General features: G+C 52.5%; 15 protein-coding genes and 1 CRISPR repeat array. Of the genes, 2 read left to right on the plus strand and 13 right to left on the minus strand.

What is annotated here, in order from left to right; translation table 11 throughout:
- Positions 1–17: 17 nt before the first annotated feature.
- The 3 genes from ACFSOY_RS13270 to ACFSOY_RS13280 all read right to left on the minus strand — a co-directional run bounded on the left by ACFSOY_RS13270 (position 18) and on the right by ACFSOY_RS13280 (position 3140).
- Positions 18–1481, minus strand: coding sequence for an anthranilate synthase component I family protein (locus tag ACFSOY_RS13270; protein ID WP_386047374.1), 1464 nt, complete (start codon positions 1479–1481; stop codon positions 18–20).
- Positions 1478–2059 (minus strand): anthranilate synthase component II, encoded by a 582-nt coding sequence (locus ACFSOY_RS13275; RefSeq protein WP_386047375.1) that lies wholly within the window; start codon positions 2057–2059, stop codon positions 1478–1480. Before ACFSOY_RS13275 ends, ACFSOY_RS13270 begins: the two co-directional genes overlap by 4 nt.
- 301 nt (positions 2060–2360) lie before the next feature.
- Entirely contained in the window at positions 2361–3140 is a 780-nt protein-coding gene (locus ACFSOY_RS13280) for an alpha/beta hydrolase family protein (RefSeq protein WP_386047377.1), read from the minus strand.
- 279 nt (positions 3141–3419) lie between these two features.
- Between ACFSOY_RS13280 and ACFSOY_RS13285 the strand changes: the two genes are divergently transcribed.
- Both ACFSOY_RS13285 and ACFSOY_RS13290 read left to right on the plus strand, forming a co-directional pair.
- Positions 3420–5579 carry an S-layer homology domain-containing protein gene (locus tag ACFSOY_RS13285; protein ID WP_386047379.1) on the plus strand — a complete coding sequence of 720 codons (2160 nt, stop codon included), beginning with the start codon at positions 3420–3422 and terminating at the stop codon, positions 5577–5579.
- A gap of 148 nt (positions 5580–5727) precedes the next feature.
- The gene (locus ACFSOY_RS13290; protein WP_386047381.1) at positions 5728–6795 is read left to right on the plus strand and encodes an acyltransferase; all 1068 of its coding nucleotides are present in this window, start codon (positions 5728–5730) and stop codon (positions 6793–6795) included.
- A 49-nt stretch (positions 6796–6844) separates the two neighbouring features.
- Here ACFSOY_RS13290 and ACFSOY_RS13295 read toward each other — a convergent pair whose 3' ends face one another.
- From ACFSOY_RS13295 to ACFSOY_RS13340, 10 genes are all read right to left on the minus strand, one after another.
- On the minus strand, positions 6845–7390 hold the full coding sequence (locus tag ACFSOY_RS13295) for a GerMN domain-containing protein (RefSeq protein ID WP_386047383.1): 546 nt from the start codon (positions 7388–7390) through the stop codon (positions 6845–6847).
- 359 nt (positions 7391–7749) lie between these two features.
- Positions 7750–8049: a CRISPR-associated endonuclease Cas2 gene (gene cas2 / locus ACFSOY_RS13300; RefSeq protein ID WP_386047385.1), complete on the minus strand. Its 300-nt coding sequence runs from the start codon at positions 8047–8049 to the stop codon at positions 7750–7752.
- 15 nt (positions 8050–8064) lie between these two features.
- Complete coding sequence (gene cas1c / locus ACFSOY_RS13305; RefSeq protein ID WP_386047387.1) at positions 8065–9099, minus strand: type I-C CRISPR-associated endonuclease Cas1c; 1035 nt, start codon at positions 9097–9099, stop codon at positions 8065–8067.
- Positions 9100–9102: 3 nt separating this feature from the next.
- Positions 9103–9735, minus strand: coding sequence for a CRISPR-associated protein Cas4 (cas4, locus tag ACFSOY_RS13310; protein ID WP_386047389.1), 633 nt, complete (start codon positions 9733–9735; stop codon positions 9103–9105).
- Between the two features lie 140 nt (positions 9736–9875).
- Positions 9876–12445: a CRISPR direct-repeat array (repeat unit 37 nt; unit sequence GTTTCAATCCTCATCCAACTCGAAGGTTGGATGCTAG).
- Positions 12446–12633: 188 nt separating this feature from the next.
- Positions 12634–13530, minus strand: coding sequence for a type I-C CRISPR-associated protein Cas7/Csd2 (gene cas7c / locus ACFSOY_RS13315; protein WP_386047390.1), 897 nt, complete (start codon positions 13528–13530; stop codon positions 12634–12636).
- Between the two features lie 3 nt (positions 13531–13533).
- Positions 13534–15192, minus strand: coding sequence for a type I-C CRISPR-associated protein Cas8c/Csd1 (cas8c, locus tag ACFSOY_RS13320; protein WP_386047392.1), 1659 nt, complete (start codon positions 15190–15192; stop codon positions 13534–13536).
- A 4-nt stretch (positions 15193–15196) separates the two neighbouring features.
- Positions 15197–15844, minus strand: coding sequence for a type I-C CRISPR-associated protein Cas5c (gene cas5c / locus ACFSOY_RS13325; protein ID WP_386047394.1), 648 nt, complete (start codon positions 15842–15844; stop codon positions 15197–15199).
- Between the two features lie 17 nt (positions 15845–15861).
- Complete coding sequence (gene cas3 / locus ACFSOY_RS13330; protein WP_386047395.1) at positions 15862–18018, minus strand: CRISPR-associated helicase Cas3'; 2157 nt, start codon at positions 18016–18018, stop codon at positions 15862–15864.
- A gap of 347 nt (positions 18019–18365) precedes the next feature.
- Positions 18366–18842 carry a hypothetical protein gene (locus ACFSOY_RS13335; RefSeq protein WP_386047397.1) on the minus strand — a complete coding sequence of 159 codons (477 nt, stop codon included), beginning with the start codon at positions 18840–18842 and terminating at the stop codon, positions 18366–18368.
- The gene (locus tag ACFSOY_RS13340) at positions 18839–19648 is read right to left on the minus strand and encodes a helix-turn-helix domain-containing protein (protein WP_386047399.1); all 810 of its coding nucleotides are present in this window, start codon (positions 19646–19648) and stop codon (positions 18839–18841) included. The genes ACFSOY_RS13335 and ACFSOY_RS13340 overlap by 4 nt, the downstream gene beginning before the upstream one ends.
- Positions 19649–19737 lie beyond the last annotated feature (89 nt).

Here is a 19737-nt window from a genome sequence, read left to right on the forward strand (position 1 = left end):
GGTTTCATCTTTATCCATTATTTGCGAACTGCGCTCTCCTCCATTTGCAAGGCGGTGGACACCAGCGCGCGCAGCTTGTGGTCGCACTCATTCCATTCCTGCTGCGTATCCGAATCTGCGACAATCCCCGCTCCCGCCTGAAAATAGGACACGTCGTTCTGGTGAATGATCGTGCGGATGACGATCGCTGTGTTCATATTGCCCAGGAAATCAAAAAATCCGAGCACTCCCCCATATGCTCCACGATCATAATCTTCCAACTCGTCGATCACTTCCATCGCCCGCACTTTCGGCGTGCCAGACAGCGTGCCGGCCGGGAAGGTGGCAAGAAAGACGTCAAACAATCGCTGATCTGACTTCACGCGTCCCTCCACCGTCGAGACCATGTGGTAGACATGCGAATACTCTTCGATCACCATAAAATCTTTGACAAAGATCGAACCCGGCTCACAGATGCGCCCTAAGTCGTTGCGGCAAAGGTCGATCAGCATCAGATGCTCCGCTCGCTCCTTCTCATCATTGCGCAGCCGTTCGATCAGCTGCACATTCTCTTCGGGACGCTTGCCCTTTCCTTTGGAGGTGCCAGCGATCGGACGCATCTGCGCCACACCGTCCTCCAAGCGAATCTGCATCTCGGGCGACGTGCCAAAAATTTTATAGTCGCCATAGTCGACATAGTACATATAGGGCGACGGGTTGATCTGTTTCAGCCGATGGTAAACCTGCATCGTGTCAATTTTGCCGATGACCCGATTGCGCTTGGAGAGCACGACCTGAAACACATCACCTTCCCGAATGTACGCTTTGCACCGCTCGACGCGCTGACGATACTCAGCTTCTGTCACATCTTCTTCCACCTGCAGAAGCGATGGATCATACCCGTCGAACATCAGCTCCTGATCGGGGTGCAAAAACGATTCGATCTCTGCGAACGACGGGGTGGGCAACCCTTCGATCTCGTTGATGACCACACGGATGATGTCGCGCTCAAACTGCAGAACCACCTGATGAACTTGCAGCCGGATATCATCCAGTTGGCGATCATCGAGCGTCGTGTTGGGGATATTTTCAAAATATCGAATCGCATCATAGGACAGATGGCCGACAAAGCCGAACGAATACTTGCCCATCTTCGCCCGATCCTGCAGGTCAAAGGAGTCGATCACGCCGGAGAGCAGTTTGGACACGCTCCCTGAGAAGTTGTGCAACTGGGTGCCGTCCGCTGTCAGATTCGTGCGAATCGTTTCGACTAGAAGCGGGTTCCCCTCCAGCGAAAAGTTGCGCTTCTTGACCTTGACGGTCAGCAAGGGAAACAGCGCGATGCTCGATTGACAGTAGCGAGAATAGATATCCTTGATCGAATCGAGCAAAAAAGCGTTCTGCTCGCCGTACGCTTTGCCGAGCGCTTGGAACACTTCGAACGATTCACAGATGCGCGGATAGGTCTTCGCTCTGCTTTTGACTCCGATCTTGCGGCTCATACCAGCACCCCCACCCGGTCGGTCAGGAAGTTTTGCATCATTTTCATGCCGCCTTCTGTCAGGATCGATTCCGGGTGGAACTGCAAGCCGGTCACAGCCAGCTCGCGATGTCGCAGCGCCATGATCTCGCCATCCTCCGATTCGGCGAGAATCTCCAAAGCGGCAGGCAGCGAGGCGCGCTCCACGACCAGCGAATGGTAGCGCGTCGCAGTGAACGGGTTGGGCACATCTGCAAAGATGCCATCCCCCTTGTGGCGCACGCGCGATGTCTTCCCATGCATCATCGTCTTGGCCTTGACCACGCGACCGCCGAACACCTGACCGATCGACTGATGCCCGAGGCACACGCCGAGCACAGGGATTCGTCCGGCAAAGCGGCGAATCGCCTCCAGCGAAATTCCCGCCTCATCCGGGGTGCCCGGCCCTGGCGAGATCAGCAGATGCGTCGGGGACAGCAGCTCGATCTCTTCCAAAGAGATCTGATCATTGCGCTTGACCAGCACATCGGCGCCCAACTCCTGCAAGTACTGCACGATGTTGTACGTAAACGAATCATAGTTGTCGATCACCAAAATCATCTCAGCTCAGCTCCTCTACTCTTGCTCTCGCTCAACAAACTCTCGCTCAACAAAAAAACCGACTGCGCAGAAGGCGCACTCGGTTACAGGTTCCCGTATGAAGGCATACGACACCCGTCCTTGGCTCACCTGATCTCCCCTCTGCTCAACTGCCCTGCTCTCTTCTCACTCTGGATGTTCTGCTGTCACTCGCTCAAAAAACTCTCTCAATCACTCACTCTAACAACTCGGCTGTCCTTAAAAATTCAAACAGCAACTAACTCTATACTCCTCACATCGTACAAAAGGAAACGATCGATTGTCAAGATGGAAGAGTGCCCACATCTCCCATAAACTCGCAGATCTTCTCGATCACCTCTAGCTCCCAAGCGGTCTTGTTGAACGTGTGATCCGCCTCCTCGACCAGATGGAGAACGGCGCGCCCTCCGTAGGAGCGCTCTTGGTACGTATGGGACATCCGCGAGGGAACGGTCGGGTCGTTGGTGCCGTGGATCAGCAGCACATCCCCTTGGAACTTCTCCGCGCGCTGGAAGACGTTCAGCGTCTTGACATCCTCAGCAAACGCCCGCCCGATCAAGTTACCGTTGTAGTCATAGAGCTGAAGGTCTGGGACGGCCAGCACACCGTCCACCAGGTCGCGGATCAGTTCGTACATCTCACCCGCCGGAGCTAACAGCATCAGCTTGTGCACATCAATTGCCCGCTCGCCCGCCACCACAGAAGCGACCAGACCGCCCATGCTCATGCCGAGCAGGGTGACCCGCTCCGGATCGACGCGCGGATCACGCTTGACATGATCGAGGATCGCATGCGCCTCCGCGATCTCGCCGCTCACCGTCATCTCTTCAAAATTGCCATCGCTCTCCCCGCTGCCAAGAAAATCGAAGCGAAAGCAGGCGATGCCCATCGCCTCCAACCGGCGGCAGATTTTCAAAAAGATTCGATGCGGCTCAAGCATGGTGCCTGTAAAACCATGATAGAGAATCACCGCCGGAACTCTCTCGCCCTCATTCTGAGCGGGAACGTGCTCCATGCCGCGCAAGATCTTGCCCTTATACTCCAATGTGATCGCCGTTTGCATCCTGCCTACCTCCTCGTCAACTTGTTGCCAGCGATCCGAACTGACTCCAGATCAAACGTCTGCAGCGGTCGCTTGCAGCCTTGCAGCTGTCACTTTCATCTATCTCCCATCTGCTCGTTCCCAAACGGAAGAGCAGTTGAAATGCGATCGATCAAACCACTTCCCACATGGAAGAGCTTCTGCTTTCATTATAGCAACTTTTGGCAATCGATGCAGGATTTTCGACCGATTTGTCGAATGGAGACTGGGCAGAAAAGGATATGGAGGAAGAGGATACTAATGACCAAAAAGAAGATCTCCGCTCTGCTCGCCGCCCTGTTGCTCACGACTTCTGCTGTGCCGATGATCGGCGCAGAGTCTGCTTATGCGGCAACCCAGCTAGCAGCGCCGACAGAAGTCCTGTTGCAACCTGACCGCACCGTCACCTGGAAAGCGGTCGATCAGGCGTCCAGCTATAAGATCAACGTGTATGATGCATCGAACGATAAACTGATCGGCGAGCGCACCGCAAGCTACGGCTCGACCAAGTATGCGCTCAACGATTTCCTGCTTCAAAACGGCACCTACTATGTGCGGATGATCGCGATCGGCAACTCGTATACGCACACGAACTCCGAACAGTCGGCAAAGTCGAACACGCTGACCATCTCGATCAAGATGACGCTCCCCGCCCCGGAGACGCCTGTGCTCTCGCCAGAAGGTCTGGTCACGTGGAAGGCGGGAACGAACAACGGGTATGTGCTGAACCTCTACCATGCGCCGAGTCAGACGCTCGTCGCCAGCAAAACGCTGGACAAAGATGTGACGAGCACCGATATCACCTCGTTGATCCCCGCGCTTGGCTCGTATTATGTCAAGCTGATCGCCAGAGGCGATAGTTCCAAGATGGAAGACTCCCTTGAGTCGTCCGCGTCGAACGCACGCGAGCTCGCACCTGCGAAGCGTTTGAGCGCACCTGGCTCGATGTCGCTGACAGAGAAGCGGCTGGCAAAATGGGATGCGGTCGAGGGGAACAACGGCTACCGCATCACCGTCTATCAAGCGGGAACACACGCGATCGTCGGTTTTTTGCAGGCGCCAAAGGATGCCACACAGCTCGATCTGAGCAACCTGATTCGCACCAGCGGTGAGTATTACATCCGCATTCAGACGCTCGGGGCGAACAACAGCTCGTCTGAAGACTCCGCTCAGTCTGCCAGCGTTGAATATGTGCTCGAAGACAACCTGTACGTCGTGCCACAGGACAGCATGACCGTTACGACGGTGACGACCGACTATGCGCTGCACACAGACGTGCAGGTGAACGAAGCGTCAGTGCTGGGCGAGCTGAGCGCCAACTCGACGCTGTACAACATGCTCGTTCCGGTGAAGGCGGAAGGTGCTGATCTCTCTGTACAAGTGCACGGCAAGATCGTCGAGCAGTTGCTCCGCCATGCTAAGTCGTCCGAGTTGCGCGTGCGCACGCCGATCGGCTCGCTGTCGATCCCTGCGCAACAGATCGCGCTGATGGCGCAGGCGCGCTCGCTCACGCTCGCCGATCATTCGATCGAATTTGTGTTGAAACAGACGGCTGCTGCCCGTCCTTCCGACTTTGAGACCACTCCCTTGCAGCTGGGAATCAAGCTGATCGACAAGAACAAGCAGGCGATTGAGCTGACAGACAGCGGGGCTTACTTCTCGCTTTCCGTCCCCGTTCCAGCCGCTTCGGCGACCGATCTTTACGCATTGTCGGGCGTGCGGCTGACCGATCAGAACGGTGCGACCACGCCTGTCCCCACTCTCTTCCGCAAAAATGCGGACGGCAGCCTGACTGCCACCTATCGCTATCAGGGGACTGCCACTTTCGCCGTCAAGAAAAGATCGGTCAGCTTCCCCGATGTTCAGGATTCGCACTACGCGTACGGATCGATCCAATCGCTCGCGGCGAAGTCGGTGATCCAAGGGTTTGAAGATGGCACCTTCCGCCCTCAGGACACGGTGACTCGCGCCCAATTCGCAGCGATGCTGGTCAAAGCGCTCGGGATCAAAGAAAACACGTCTGCCGTCTCCTCCTTCACCGATGTGGGAGCTGACAAATGGTACAACAGCGTCGTCAATACCACCTATCAAGCCAAGCTGATCTCCGGTCGCGGCGCGGGAATCTTTGCGCCTGAAGATCTGATCACCGCCCAGGAGATGGCGACGATGGTCAATACGGCGTTGCGCTACGCTGGGTTTACGAAAACGCTGGACAGCACCACTCAGGTGGAACGGCTGATGCAGCTGCCGAGCACCGCCGGACTCTTCACCTATGCTGAAGCGCCAGTCGCCCTCTGCATCGAAGAGAAGATCCTGATCGGACCGACGATTAGCAACTTCCAAGCGACCAAGCCGGCCGATCGCGCGATGGCTGCCGATATGCTCTATCGGATGCTCAAGACGGTCAACTTCATCAACTAGCACTGCTCCGATCGCCCAAGCGATCAAAACAGCGCTATTTTTAAACAAGGACTGGGAATTCCAGTCCTTGTTTTTGTCGATAGCTGGTATAATAGATTCGATTTCTACCTTTATTACTCTAGTTTTCATTCGAAAGGTGAACAAAATCATGCGATTGCGAGAAATTGATTTTATTCGTGCTCTCGCCGCTCTATCGGTGATCGCCATCCATATCACGGCCAGCTACGTCTCCGATACGACGCTCGGTCGCGCATGGAACGAGATCATGCGCTATGCGGTGCCTCTGTTTATCATCCTGTCCGGGTTTGTGCTCTTCAACAGCGAGCGTGGGCGCTCACCGCTTTCCTATTTACAGTTCCAGCGCAAGCGGATGGGCAAAGTGTTGATCCCCTATGTGCTCTGGACGTTGCTCTATGTCCTGTACATCGCCCGCCAATTCTTGCGAGACAACGGTTGGGAAGGAATCCCGCGCCTGTACTCGCCAACGCTAGACCATCTCTACTATGGCACGGCCTTCTACCATCTCTACTTCCTGATCATCACCTTCCAGCTCTACCTGCTGTACCCGCTGCTGCGCGATGCGATGATCCGCAAGCCGCAGTGGTTGCTCGGCGGCTCGTTTCTGGTGACCGCGTTTGCACAAACTGCCGCCTACATGCATTGGGATCTGGGCTGGCGCATCACCTTTTTCCCGCACTGGCTGTTTTTCTTCGTGTTCGGCATGTACTTCGCGCAGAATCTGGAGAGCTGGCGTGCGAAGCTGTCCGGTCGTGCTGGATGGATCGGCCTGGTCTGGCTCGGCTCGCTCGGCCTGCTGTTTCTCGATGGATATCTCAGCGACAAATGGGCCTATTCGGTCAAACCGTCTGTGATGCTGTATACGCTGCTCTCCTTCCTGTTCTTCTACGCGGTGTTTTTGCGCGTGGCGGAGACGAAGCGCGTCTGGGGCAAAATGTTCGACTGGCTCTCCGCGCAGTCGTTCCTGATCTTCCTGCTGCATCCGCTCGTGTTGAACCTGATGGGCAACCAACTGAAAAAGTATGGATATGGCGAACTGTTCGACGGAAGTTTCGGCATGGTGATGATGTACCTGCTCGTCACGCTCGTCACCTGCCTGCTGACTTGGATCGCTTCGTTCGTCCCGCTCACCGTCCCGTTTGGCGGCGTCTACCGGAAGAAGAAAACGAACAACAAACCGCGCTCGCTTCAAGCGTAAAAAAGAGACCCCGAGAGGTCTCTTTTTTCATGCCGTGCAGGTGGATGCACTATTTGCTGATGCCCTTCGACACGTCCATCTGGGTGAGCGTGTCCACATCTTTGCCGTTGATTTGAAACTTGATCGTCTTTACTTGCTGATCGTTGTCGAAAATGGTCTGCGGGATCGCCTTGAGGAACATGATCTCCTCGGCCGAGCTCATGCTTTGCGCCTCTTGGCTGAGATTGAGCGTCAGCACACCGTCTGCGATCGGAGTACCGAGCACCTGCACCCGCTGTGGAAACGACGGAACGGAGTTCGAACCTTGTTCCTTCAATAAATCGAGCAGTTGCAGCACACGCTTCTCCGCATCGGTCGTCTTCGGCATGGTCGCCGACTCTTTGACCACATCGGAAGCATCCTGATTGCCACGATAGACGGTGACTTGCTCGGTGCTCTCCTCCGGCTTCTTATCGTTCGCAGATGGCGACTGCGAACCGGAAGCGGGCTGTTGCGGCGAGCCATCCTTTCCACCGGTTGACGACGACGTACCGCATGCTGATAGCAAGAGGCTTGCGCTGACCAAGAGCGCTCCCATATACATCGCTTTTTTCACAGCCAATCATCTCCAATCAAAAGTATGTACCTATATGACGAAGGATTATTAGGAAAGGTTTCAACGAATGATTGATTTACTTCACTCTACCATCACGAAATTAAACTTCCAACAAAAATAGTTCTTTGCACAGGAAAGTTGTCCCTTTCATAGAGAGAGCTTGCCACATATATTGTAGTAATCCCTTATAGAGAGAGGGGGGTTTTATATGCGTCGTCGTCGTCGTGTTATTGTCGTCGTTCTCCGCCCGGGCCAAACTGCTGTTGTTCGTTGCCGTCGTCGAATGATCTAGTCAAGTGAACCAAATGAAAGAAGCATCGATTTGCGGATCGGTGCTTCTTTCATCTTTTTGACGTTGGCTAGAGAATTAAGGGTCGCGTGTAATCGATCGGTTTGTTGATTCCATAATGCTGCACCGTCTTTTCACTGTGATCGCGCAGCCGGTAGATGCGCAAGCTGTCCTCCGCTTCGTCGATCTCGCGCAACAATTGGTGTTTCAAAGTCGTATATTCGGTCTCGCTGACGAGACACTCAAAGATCGACTTTTGCACGCGCTGTCCATAGTTGGTACAGGTCTGGGCAATCTTTCGCAAGCGACGCCTCCCCTCTGATGACTCGGTGGAAACATCGTAGGCGATCAGCAGATAGATGTTTTTCATCGTTCGACCTCACAGTTATTTGTATAAAAATGGCTGATACTCAAGATGATCTTTGCGAATCGCGCGCGCCAGCAGCCGCGCTTGCAGATGGATGACCAGGCCGAGCGGCATCTTCTCGCTCAACACCGCATGTGTCACCACATCCTGTTTACGCTTTTGGTAGGCGAGGATCACCGTCTGTCTTCCGCTTTTGTTCAAAAATACCGCCCCGCCAGGCATCTCTTCAAAATCGGATGCTTGCAGTTGTCCGCGGTTGATCAGGGTGAGCGCGAGTCGGTCCGCTAGGATCGGCCGCATCTCTTCCATCAGGTCGAGCGCGAGCGCTGGCCTGCCTGGTCGCAACGTATGTAAATATCCGATCTGCGGATCGAGCCCCACCCCTTCCAGAGCGCCGATGCAGTCATGCAAAAGCAACGTGTACAAAAAAGAGAGCAGCGCGTTTACCGGATCGCGAGGTGGGCGGCGCGTGCGCCCATTGTAAACGAACGTGTCCCCCGGCTGCTTGATCCGATTGGCAAATTGAGCGAAATAGCGCTTGGCGTTGTTGCCCTCGACGCCGCGCAGTTCGTTTAGCTCTGTCACCGCCTGAAGTCGCTTGAGATCCTTTCGAATCTCCTCCGCACACTCGCGGAGCGGCGACCGTTTTGCTTCGTCCTCCGCATCGCGAGCGCAGCGCAACAACATCTGTCTGCTGTTGTACAGTTTGCCGGCGATCATCGCCTGCACCAGCGGCAGGACACGCTCCGGTTGCTGGCGAGCTTGCTGTTGAGCGACGCGGAGCAGCACATTGCCAGAGCGCTTCCCCTCAATCCGATAGAGAAATCGTCCAGACGCATCCAGATGCACAACCGACCGCGACTCGGCCGCACACCGAGCAAGCAGCGGAGAGGACGTGGTCACTCTGCCGATCGCCACAATGCCGCCGAGATGATGGAGCGGCACTTGCAAGATTTTTTTCTGCTCCTGTTCGACGATGACCGTCTCATGATCCAGTCGAATAAACGAGCCTTCCGTCTGTACATAGAGCGTGTTTAACAGTTGTTGTGCCACCGACTATTCCGCCTCCCCGATCGTCCGCTTCCAGTTTTTTGTGCGCTTGCCGTCTGTAAGGTGTGGCAAACATGCGTCTTGCAAGGAACAGTGTGTGCACCGCTTGTCGTTGACCGCAGGGGGCAGCTCTTCTCGTTGAGACCATTCGCGGATCTGTTGAACCACCTGCTCGACTTGAAGGCGTAAACTTGCGGTGAACGGGACTTCGCGGCGAGCTTTCGAGCTGATGTGATAGATCGCGCCTGTCTCGATGTTCGTTTGAAACATCTCTTCGAGGCAGATCGCCTGGGCGCACAGTTGGAGTTCGTCATGAACCTGCGATTTTCGTTTGCCGTGTTTGTATTCGATCGGAAAGATGTCGCGATTCTGAATTTCGACCACATCGCACTTCCCTGTGAGGCCGAGACGGGTTGACCAGACTGCCAGCCCGCTGACGATCTGCTTCGTCCCTTCCATCCTGACCTTTTCCTCATCCGCGTTTTCATGAGCGAACCGCCCTTGCAGGGTAAACACGTTTTCCTCGAAAACCTGCTCGCGGTGAATCAGCGCCCACTGCCGCGGACAGTAGCTGAAATGTTGAATGCCGGAGATCATTACCAGATCTTCCTCTTCCCAATGCTGCTCAAGCGTTTCCATGTCGGTACACTCCTTTCTTTGGTGGGGCTGGTTCATTTGGAGATGTGTAGTGCCAGCATCCAGCGCTGTTACAGAAGCTTGGATTATTATCGAGCGTACCGTTGGATACTGGCCCTTTTTTGTGCAAGTTATAGCATAGTGTTTCAATCCTCATCCAACACGAAGGTTGGATGCTAGGCTTGTGGGGGATCGATCTCGGGCTGGCGATTCGGGTTTCAATCCTCATCCAACTCGAAGGTTGGATGCTAGCCATATACGTTGCAGCTATTTGCTTCAGCGTGGCGAGTTTCAATCCTCATCCAACTCGAAGGTTGGATGCTAGTTGGAGTTGCTGGCGGGCGATTCACAAACCTTCCAGTTTCAATCCTCTTCCAACTCGAAGGTTGGATGCTAGGCGACGACAGCATCGGCGAGATCGTAGCCGTAATGTTTCAATCCTCATCCAACTCGAAGGTTGGATGCTAGTACGCCTGGTCGAGCTTGATGGGCGTGTTGAACCTGTTTCAATCCTCATCCAACTCGAAGGTTGGATGCTAGGACGCCGGGCTATCGAACAGTTGCGGAGTTGCGCGGTTTCAATCCTCATCCAACTCGAAGGTTGGATGCTAGAGGTGACTGATTCCTTGTTAACCTTTTCCGTTTGGACGTTTCAATCCTCATCCAACTCGAAGGTTGGATGCTAGGTCTATCTTGACATCGTAGACAGCGGCTCCTGCGTTTCAATCCTCATCCAACTCGAAGGTTGGATGCTAGTTACCCCCTACCCTGCTATGGCTTATCAATATGATGTTTCAATCCTCATCCAACTCGAAGGTTGGATGCTAGTCATGGCGGTTAAGGTTCAGGGCAAGGACGACAAAAGTTTCAATCCTCATCCAACTCGAAGGTTGGATGCTAGTCAAAATCAGATTGATCAATGGGGGCTTGATCTCTGGTTTCAATCCTCATCCAACTCGAAGGTTGGATGCTAGCGACTTGCGCGAGATCAAGACGGTCGTTCTTAAAAAGTTTCAATCCTCATCCAACTCGAAGGTTGGATGCTAGCAGAAGTAAACGAGTTGGTGCTCGTTGTGAGTGCGTTTCAATCCTCATCCAACTCGAAGGTTGGATGCTAGGATTGATCGGACATGGTGGTCAGCGTCCGGGCTTTGGTTTCAATCCTCATCCAACTCGAAGGTTGGATGCTAGTTCAGAGTTGATGCAGACGGACGGACAATTCCGTTTCAATCCTCATCCAACTCGAAGGTTGGATGCTAGGCTGATCGCATTCTTGGGATCGATCGCAGAGAAAGTTTCAATCCTCATCCAACTCGAAGGTTGGATGCTAGACGATGTATCCGGGCATAGCGAACAGCCCGCAGACAGTTTCAATCCTCATCCAACTCGAAGGTTGGATGCTAGGATACGCAAAGCAGTTCTTGAGAGCCGCCAAGGGTCTGTATTGTTTCAATCCTCATCCAACTCGAAGGTTGGATGCTAGCCGGTCATGCAGTTGTCTTTTTGCGGAACAGGAAGTTTCAATCCTCATCCAACTCGAAGGTTGGATGCTAGATGATCGCCGACGAGGATCGCCGCAAGCACACCAGTTTCAATCCTCATCCAACTCGAAGGTTGGATGCTAGGTCGTGATCGATTTCGCGACCGGTTGGGTCGCAGCAGGAATGGTTTCAATCCTCATCCAACTCGAAGGTTGGATGCTAGCCCTGCGACTCGGCCAACTCCCCCTCCGCGTTTTGTTTCAATCCTCATCCAACTCGAAGGTTGGATGCTAGATCGAAGATGACCTTCAACGCGGCCAGTTTAAGACAGTTTCAATCCTCATCCAACTCGAAGGTTGGATGCTAGCACAGTTAAAAACTCATCTCAATCAAAACAATTTTGTTTCAATCCTCATCCAACTCGAAGGTTGGATGCTAGGAGTCAATTAAAATTGACTCTTGTTGCTTGCCTATTAAGTTTCAATCCTCATCCAACTCGAAGGTTGGATGCTAGAAGCGGGCCGAACACACTGGTCAACATGCCATTCTGGTTTCAATCCTCATCCAACTCGAAGGTTGGATGCTAGAAAATCGACGGGATTTGCTAAGGAGGATGATTTCGATGTTTCAATCCTCATCCAACTCGAAGGTTGGATGCTAGGATTCTCGAGTAATGATTCGGGTCTACGGCAAAAAGTTTCAATCCTCATCCAACTCGAAGGTTGGATGCTAGAGGGAGCTTAGCAGGGGCTGCGGGAGGTCTGATGTTTCAATCCTCATCCAACTCGAAGGTTGGATGCTAGCACCTGCCAGAGGGCAGACGCGGGCAAGGGAGCTCGTTTCAATCCTCATCCAACTCGAAGGTTGGATGCTAGTTCTTCTGTCCGGGTCCCATCAAATTCACTTGAAAGTTTCAATCCTCATCCAACTCGAAGGTTGGATGCTAGTTCAGAGCCCCGACCGTCGAAAAGCTCTGTCGCGGTTTCAATCCTCATCCAACTCGAAGGTTGGATGCTAGGCAAGGCTGCTGAGGGTCTGGGTTAATCTTGAAATGTTTCAATCCTCATCCAACTCGAAGGTTGGATGCTAGCAAGTTCGGTCAGCTGGACGACCGCGCAAGTGAGTTTCAATCCTCATCCAACTCGAAGGTTGGATGCTAGACAACTATCAGGTCGAGCTGTACACGACCCGAAAAGTTTCAATCCTCATCCAACTCGAAGGTTGGATGCTAGGGCTCGCGATTTTGGCCCTGTTGTGACAAGCTTTCCAAGGCATATTGCGCGAACCTCCGTTTCATCGGTCATCCTCCTTTCCTTTTTTCATTCGCTCCAACATACAATCCCTTACGGCACAAGGGCTCAAGGGGAAGCGCGAACCCCCCGGGGTTTTCGCCCCCACAGGGGGTTCGCGCAAAAACGACCTATCCGACGATTTTGGTGCAGGTGACTCCCGCTTCCAACTCTTCAAGATTGATCGTCACCTCGTAGTCTCGGAAATGACGTCCTACCTCTACATCACCTTTCCGATTAACCGTGATTCGATCAAATAGGTCTTGCGCAGGCGCACTGCCAAACTCGTTGTCATGCGAAAAAACATACAGCCCTCGGCATGCCATCATGCCCCGCGATGCGGAACGATCGATCGTCCACATGTTCACCAGCGCTTCCCAGAGCAGTTCTAAGTCTGTATCTTTCACGCCTGTCTTGGCGGCAAACACCGGGTTGTAAAATCCATACGCCATGTACAACCCATAAGGTAGGTACGCTTTTCGGCCCATTTGCCCGGACAGCGCTTCTCCGTCCACACTTCCCGCACCATCATCTTCTTTCGTCAGCGCAACACGCGTGATCGAGAGATCCTGCGGCGTGACCGCATCGATCGAACGAGCAAACGTAAGCTGGACTGGCCCACGAACTTGTCCCGCATTGTATTTTTTGGTCGACATCACCGCGCCGAACATGCGAATGTCAAAAAAATGTTCACACATCCACGCTCGCGCATCTGATTGATTGTTCAATTCATCTTTGATTCCGAGATCATCGAACGCTTTTTTCTGCTGATGAGTCAAAATGCCTCGGTGCTGTACATAAATCTGACAAGCAGGATCATCTTCACGTGTGACAGACACCCAGTCGCGGATCTTCCGCTTGATCGCTACATCGGTGACGATCCCTTGCATCGTCTCTGGATCAACTCGCGGCATATTCCCCGCATCTGGGTCTCCATTCGGATTTCCATCCTTCACATCAAAAAGCAAAACAAAATCATGCCGTACCTTCACATCGGTCACTTTTTGATCCATTACATTCACACTCATCGTCTATTCCTCCCCTGCAACCTTTTTTTCTGCTTTTTTGAATCGAATCTGTTGTTGATGGTAGAAGCCCAGTGCGAACAGCGCCTGTTTTTCCGGCTTTAAGAGTTTTGGGAAATCCTCGATCTGATCTTTAATCTGATCCATTACTTCACCGATCACCCGATTCAAATTGACATATTGGTTGTAGCGCAACTTGCGAATCTTGCCTAAATGATTCTGTGCATTTCGCACCAGGAAGCCAAAAACGGAAGCAGGTGCTGTCGAAGCAGTACCATAATAGCGATCGACCAATGTGGCATTCGGTCCGATCGCAACCTGCTGTACATGATCTAAGTGAGCGAACAACTGACCACAAAGAAAGGCCGGATCTCGTTTTTGCTGCTCATGTTTCATAAGTTTCTCCTCCTCACTTGTCGCATCTTGTAAAAGACAAAGTTGCATCACCACAGCACGTGGAGCGGTCACACGTTGCTCTGCCTTACATCGCTGCACCGCCTGCAACAACAAGGAGGATGGCAACGGCTTGCCATGCATGGCGTGATTCAAGAAATACATCGGCACATTGCTCTCCATTTCTTTGTTCGCATCGCGATACAGACTGGCAGCCAGCGTATAGGTTCCAAAGAATCGCTCTTCCCCACCCCCGATCACCATCTGCAACCGAAACCAGCGCACCAAACTCTCTTGCACGCGCTCCAATGTCGTTTCCATCCAGTCGCGGACGACGATGCGCGAGATGTATGGGGATAGCGCAGCCGCATAAAATTGGTTCGTTTTGACTCGTTCTGTTCGTTTCCCTTTTTGCAGAGTTAAGAACTCCTGAACCTCTTTCGGCTCTGGATTTTTGACCAGACCCGCGATATTATAAGAGGCCTTTTCTTTCGTCCAAAACACATAGCTAAGATCGCGATGCACCACGTGTGAAAACTCGTCAGAGAGCAGGTGAATGAGCGCCTTTGCATATTTGGTCGCACACTCTTCACAAGTGGGCGCAATCAGCGAGTTTTCCAACCCGTATGAAAAGTAAGCGCGGTCGTTGGCGGAGATCAGCTTCGCCCCCTTGCTGTGCCCCCCGCGGATCGGGATGGGTAGATCGTGGCGTTGTGCAGGAATGCAGTCCTGCCCACATCCGATACAGGTGAAGGTCACGCCTTCGGTCGGCTTCTGACGATCCCGATACTCTGCCCAATACGTTTGAACATCCACATCGTCATGCGGGAATCTACCGTCCACCTGAAAGACGATCCAATCCCCCGCCTTCAGCTCAGGTGGCCACAATTTGCGATGGTCGATCTCCGAAAGCGCACGGTGTACCGCCAACACATCCGCATTGCCCGTCTGTTTGGCACATTCCGCAAGCAGATCGAGATAGCCCCGATGCTTCTCCTGCGCTTTCGCTCGGTCTTTTTCACTTGCTTCCTCTGCGGTGAAACCGAGCGCATATTCTGCCTTTTCATACAGCAAGATCGGGTTGATCTTGGTTCCAGCACGAGAAAGAAAAGGTACTAGTTTCGTAAACCGCTTTTCCATCGACAAAAACGCACTGCCCATTGCCCTTCCATCCGGCTCCACCTCGATCACCCAGTTGACCGTCTTTTTCTCGTAGTATTTCGGAGTTTTCTCCAATCGGTCAGCGTATTGAATCAAACGTTGAATCAGCATCCCTTCACCTCCCTAACAGACGATATTTCTCTTCTGGAACATGCAAGGTGCCGTTTTCAATGCGGGCGTGAAAAAAGTGGGGAATCGTCGGGTCTTTCTCCGTTTTCCCATATTGCAGATCGAACAGCATCGTGCCGACCTCTTGCGTGAGGTTTTCCGGCTTTTCCTCGCCGTTTGGTTCAGCAAAATAAGCGGCAAACTCCCGACAGCCTAGGTAAGGTCGGTGGAAGCACTGCCCTTTTTTCACACGCCGGCGAAATTGGTCTCTGTATTTCGCCACATCATCGGTCGCATGTTCCAGCAGTCGAATCTGAGCGCGAATCAGGTAGGCTACATCATAGAGCACCATCGAATGGCGCTGCGTGCGATCTTCGTCCGCATAATAGTCAGATCGGTATTTCCCTTTGATCGTCTCCGGAACCACCTGCGAGACTTCGTTGCGCAAGATCGACTGAAAGCGGATCGGCTTTAAAATCTGTATCTCACGCACTTCCCACCAAAACTCCGGCTTCCAGAAGATCGCTTCCAAGATGCCGCGAGCTGCTGAAGGCGTCATGCAAGGATAGGACATCCGCTCGACCTTCATCTCCGGCTGAGTAAACAGCGCATACTGTCCCCACACCTTCACCTCAACGGGGTGCATCTCTTTCATCAAGCGATCCCTCCTTTCTAACAAAGGCTCAAATAATCGGGCTCATAGACCAAGCCCGCAATCAACCCTTTTCGCTCATCATATTGACCGTTCCAGATGTACCATCCTTCGCCGATCTGCTCCAAGTTCGCCGCCTGCTCCCGATAAAACTTTCCGTTCAGATGCAGGCTTACCGTGTACAGCTGTGCCCGCCGCATCCACGATCGGGTCAATGGCATACCACCTATCACATCTTCTGCTAACGCTTTCCCCTCTTCGTATGGAACCAGCACAGTTGCCGTGTCTGTGTCGATCATCCGAAACCGTTTGTCAATCTCTTCAAAGTTCAGATGATGTTCGTCGCTCTGTCGGATCTCTTCCACCTTGCGCGCATCAGTCTCCACATTTGTATAAACTCGGCGGAAATAATTTTCAAACGTCTCCAACCGATAGAGACATTCTGGATCGCGCTGCAAGAAGTTTTCGGCTGTTGCTGTCATCTTCTGATAATTGCCCCGCGGCAGCCCGCCATCTTCAGGGCGAAACACAATCATCGTCCCACGTTCCAGTCGCCCTTCCCTATTGCATCGCCCTGCCGCTTGCACGATGCGATCCAATGGCCCTGAAGCTCTCATCACGACAGGAAAATCAAGATCGACTCCCGCCTCGACTACCTGTGTCGCAACCAACCAAACTGGCAGACCACCTCGCAACCGCTCCGAAAGCTCCTGCAACACCTTTTTGCGATGTGCAGGACACATCGACGCAGACAGATGGTACGCGTGAGGCTCGTCTGCAAGCAAGGAGAAAAGCTCCCCCGCATCCTTTCTGCGATTGACGATCACCATCACCTGCTCATGTTGTCTCATCTGCTCGGCTGTCCGCTCCCATGTCCACGATTCTTCAAGCGGCGACAGGTCGAACGATACGCGGCGAAACTCCTCGAACAGCCTTCCTGCATCTTGCACCACCTGCGTGACCGACGGAAGCATCGCTTTCGATTTGGAGATCGTCAGGTCGAGGGCTAGCGGAGTCGCCGTGCTGAGCAGAAAGGTCACATTGTAGTGCAAGGTCAACTCCCGCATCACCGAGAAAATCGGCTCTAGGAGTTCGAGCGGCAACATTTGCACCTCATCCAAGATCACCACGCTGTTGGCGATGTGATGCAACTTGCGCAATTTCGATGTGCGGCGGGCAAACAGGCTTTCAAAAAACTGCACTGTCGTCGTGACAACGATCGGAGCATCCCAGTTTTCTGTCGCCAGCTTCCGCCTGTTCTCCTGTTCCTTGTCATCCAGCATCTCCATCGCGCTGTGATGTTCGAGTACAACCTCTTCACCGAAGATGTTTTGGTAGACTTTCGCGTTCTGATCAAGAATGGAGGAGTAGGGGACGACGACGATCACCCGCTTTTTTTGCGAGGCCAGTGCGTGCTTCAAGGCAAATCCCATCCCAGAGAGCGTCTTGCCCATCCCGGTCGGAACGTTCAATTGATAGATGCCAGTCTGTCCCTCCGCCGCGCGTAAGCAGGACTGATACACATCAGAACGAGCTCGGTTGAGCGGAGTGTCGAGCGCATGTTGTTGAAACTGTTGCTGGTGACTTTCGAATCCCTCCCACAATGGCTCAAGGCTTGTCTGCCAAGAAGCTCGCCAATCGGTCTGTTCCGGCGAAAAGTGCGCCTCCGTGTCGAGGTAGTCAGCATCGACCAGGCAAGAAAATAGCATCCGCATCCAAACTTCCATCGCATGTGGCTCTCGAAGCAAGTGCTCCCATCTGGGCGGCAGCTCGCTCGGAAGCTTATGTAATTCCTGAAAAACTTCGGGAAGCTTTTGCTCAGCCAGTTCGATCGCCTTTTGCACGTGTGGGCACTCCACCTTGTCTTCCAGTCGATTTCTCAGCTTCACCCGATCTGCCAAGCCGCCGTGATGCCCCGCAACCATCCAAGCGACAAATTGGCCGAGCAGGGAGAGCTGCTCATAGGCGTACACAGCACCAGCGCTCGAATGGTCACGCACCTCGCGCTTCATCTTGGGATTTTCCAGATAGGCTTGAAAATCTGGGTGACACTTGCCGAGATCGTGCAAGAGTCCAGTCACATAAGCGACATGGTGAATGTCCAACTCATTGGCAAACCTTTCTGCCATGTCCGCGGTGAACTGCAAATGTTCAAGCAGAGGATGCCAGCGATTCATGTCATTTGGGGTGTGTGCGTACAGAAAATCACCTCATCAAACTAACTATTTCACTATTCTATATAAATATTTCACGATGTTTATAACATTTTCCTTCTAAAAAACAAAATATATTTTTATCAACAATACTATATATTCATTTTAAGGACACTTTCGAATAACAAAACAAATAGAGCGCCCTTATGGCGCTCTGTTCAGATTGACTTATCCTAATCAAGTGGATGATTGCTTGATCACATTTGTTTTCTACACAGCGCCTCGCGGATTTGGAGGAATACACTTCCTTTGATACCACTTGAAAGCTCGAAAAAGCCGACCCTGTCCGACCTTGCGATTCAAACACTGACTCAAAGCACAATCCCACGCTGTTCGAGCCTTCGCTTGATAAATATGTGAAACGCTTCCATCTGACGAAACGCTTCACTGTGTCGGCCTTGATTGATCAGGTGCTGGCACATCAGTAACTGTGTCTCCTCTAGCTCACTCACTTTGCCGTGCTGTTCAAAAATGTTGATCGCATTGCAGAGATGCTTTTCAGCTTTCTCATCATCACAGCGATCCAAAAAAACGCTGGCAAGAACTTGATGCACGATTCCCATCGCAGGATGAAGATCCGAAAGTGTAAGTCTCGCCCGCTCCGCATAAGCCCAAGCCTCTTCATATTCACCGTGTTCCGAACAGAGCATGGCGATGTCCGCATAGACGGCTCCGGCCTTTTCCTTTTTTGAATCTGCCTCGAATTGCTCGGCGATCTGCATCAGCGCATCGATAGATTGCTTCCGATTTCCCCTATTGCTTTTCAGCTTGACCAGCTGATACTTCAAGTCTTTCTCATTTCGACGTTAGACAATTGTTCCAAGATCGTAAAAGCTTTGCTTGCGTATTCCTCCGCTTTTTCAAAGCTTTGCGCTCGGTGATGCATCTCTGCAAGCCGGAGGTAGGCGCTACCCCGTTCTTCGATATTTCCTTGAGTTAGCTGTAGCGCATCCTCATAATACCTCGCCGCATCGGCCGCTTTCCCCATCGCCTCGTGAATTCTGCCCAGGCGCGTGAGCACTTTTGAACGTAAGCTCGGGTCTGGCGCTTTCACTTTCTCCAGCTCCTCCATTGCTCGTTTTGAGTGGAATAAAGATAAGGCGAGTTCTCCTTGCTTCTGATAAGCGCTTCCCAAACGCATGAAAGTTGTAGCGAGCATTTCATGATCGTGCCGCATGTTTGCGACCTCGTACACGCCATTCAATTGTGAGATTGCCTCTTCCACATCTCCTAGTTCCAGAAAGCAGGTAGCGAGTTCGAGCAATATTTCACTGTTCTTTATCCGGTGATGGGGACTGTCGAGCAACTCTTGAAGGAATGGAATCGCCGTTCTGAATTCCTTTGCCTGAACAAGCCCCATACCCATTTTGAATTTGCTTGTAAATTCAAGATCAAGATTGACATCAGACAGAAGTTTCTCGATCGAAACCTCCAAGCGGTCAGCGATCCTCGTCAGGATTTTGTACGATGGTTTTGCGCGATCAGATTCAATCTGTGAGATCATGCTCGGCGTACACATACCACCTGCTAGTTCGATTTGGGTGATTCCCTTTTTCACGCGAAGATCACGAATTCTTTGCCCGAGAGAAAACATATCTTGACACCTCCATGAAACAATAATAGGTTATAGAAATAATAAATCACCTCGAAAGAAATGAGGTGATTTTCCCTATTCAAAATTTG

This window comes from Tumebacillus lipolyticus, from assembly GCF_042682745.1.
GTDB lineage: Bacteria > Bacillota > Bacilli > Tumebacillales > Tumebacillaceae > Tumebacillus_A > Tumebacillus_A lipolyticus.

What these genes read in the sequence shown, in the direction of transcription:
- ACFSOY_RS13285 (WP_386047379.1), top strand. Translation starts at nt 3,420, where the DNA reads ATGACCAAAAAGAAGATCTCCGCTCTGCTCGCCGCCCTGTTGCTCACG.
- cas3 (WP_386047395.1), bottom strand. Translation starts at nt 18,018, where the DNA reads ATGAATCGCTGGCATCCTCTGCTTGAACATTTGCAGTTCACCGCGGAC.
- ACFSOY_RS13275 (WP_386047375.1), bottom strand. Translation starts at nt 2,059, where the DNA reads ATGATTTTGGTGATCGACAACTATGATTCGTTTACGTACAACATCGTG.
- ACFSOY_RS13290 (WP_386047381.1), top strand. Translation starts at nt 5,728, where the DNA reads ATGCGATTGCGAGAAATTGATTTTATTCGTGCTCTCGCCGCTCTATCG.
- ACFSOY_RS13340 (WP_386047399.1), bottom strand. Translation starts at nt 19,648, where the DNA reads ATGTTTTCTCTCGGGCAAAGAATTCGTGATCTTCGCGTGAAAAAGGGA.
- cas4 (WP_386047389.1), bottom strand. Translation starts at nt 9,735, where the DNA reads ATGGAAACGCTTGAGCAGCATTGGGAAGAGGAAGATCTGGTAATGATC.
- ACFSOY_RS13280 (WP_386047377.1), bottom strand. Translation starts at nt 3,140, where the DNA reads ATGCAAACGGCGATCACATTGGAGTATAAGGGCAAGATCTTGCGCGGC.
- ACFSOY_RS13270 (WP_386047374.1), bottom strand. Translation starts at nt 1,481, where the DNA reads ATGAGCCGCAAGATCGGAGTCAAAAGCAGAGCGAAGACCTATCCGCGC.
- cas5c (WP_386047394.1), bottom strand. Translation starts at nt 15,844, where the DNA reads ATGAAAGAGATGCACCCCGTTGAGGTGAAGGTGTGGGGACAGTATGCG.
- cas8c (WP_386047392.1), bottom strand. Translation starts at nt 15,192, where the DNA reads ATGCTGATTCAACGTTTGATTCAATACGCTGACCGATTGGAGAAAACT.
- cas2 (WP_386047385.1), bottom strand. Translation starts at nt 8,049, where the DNA reads ATGAAAAACATCTATCTGCTGATCGCCTACGATGTTTCCACCGAGTCA.
- cas7c (WP_386047390.1), bottom strand. Translation starts at nt 13,530, where the DNA reads ATGAGTGTGAATGTAATGGATCAAAAAGTGACCGATGTGAAGGTACGG.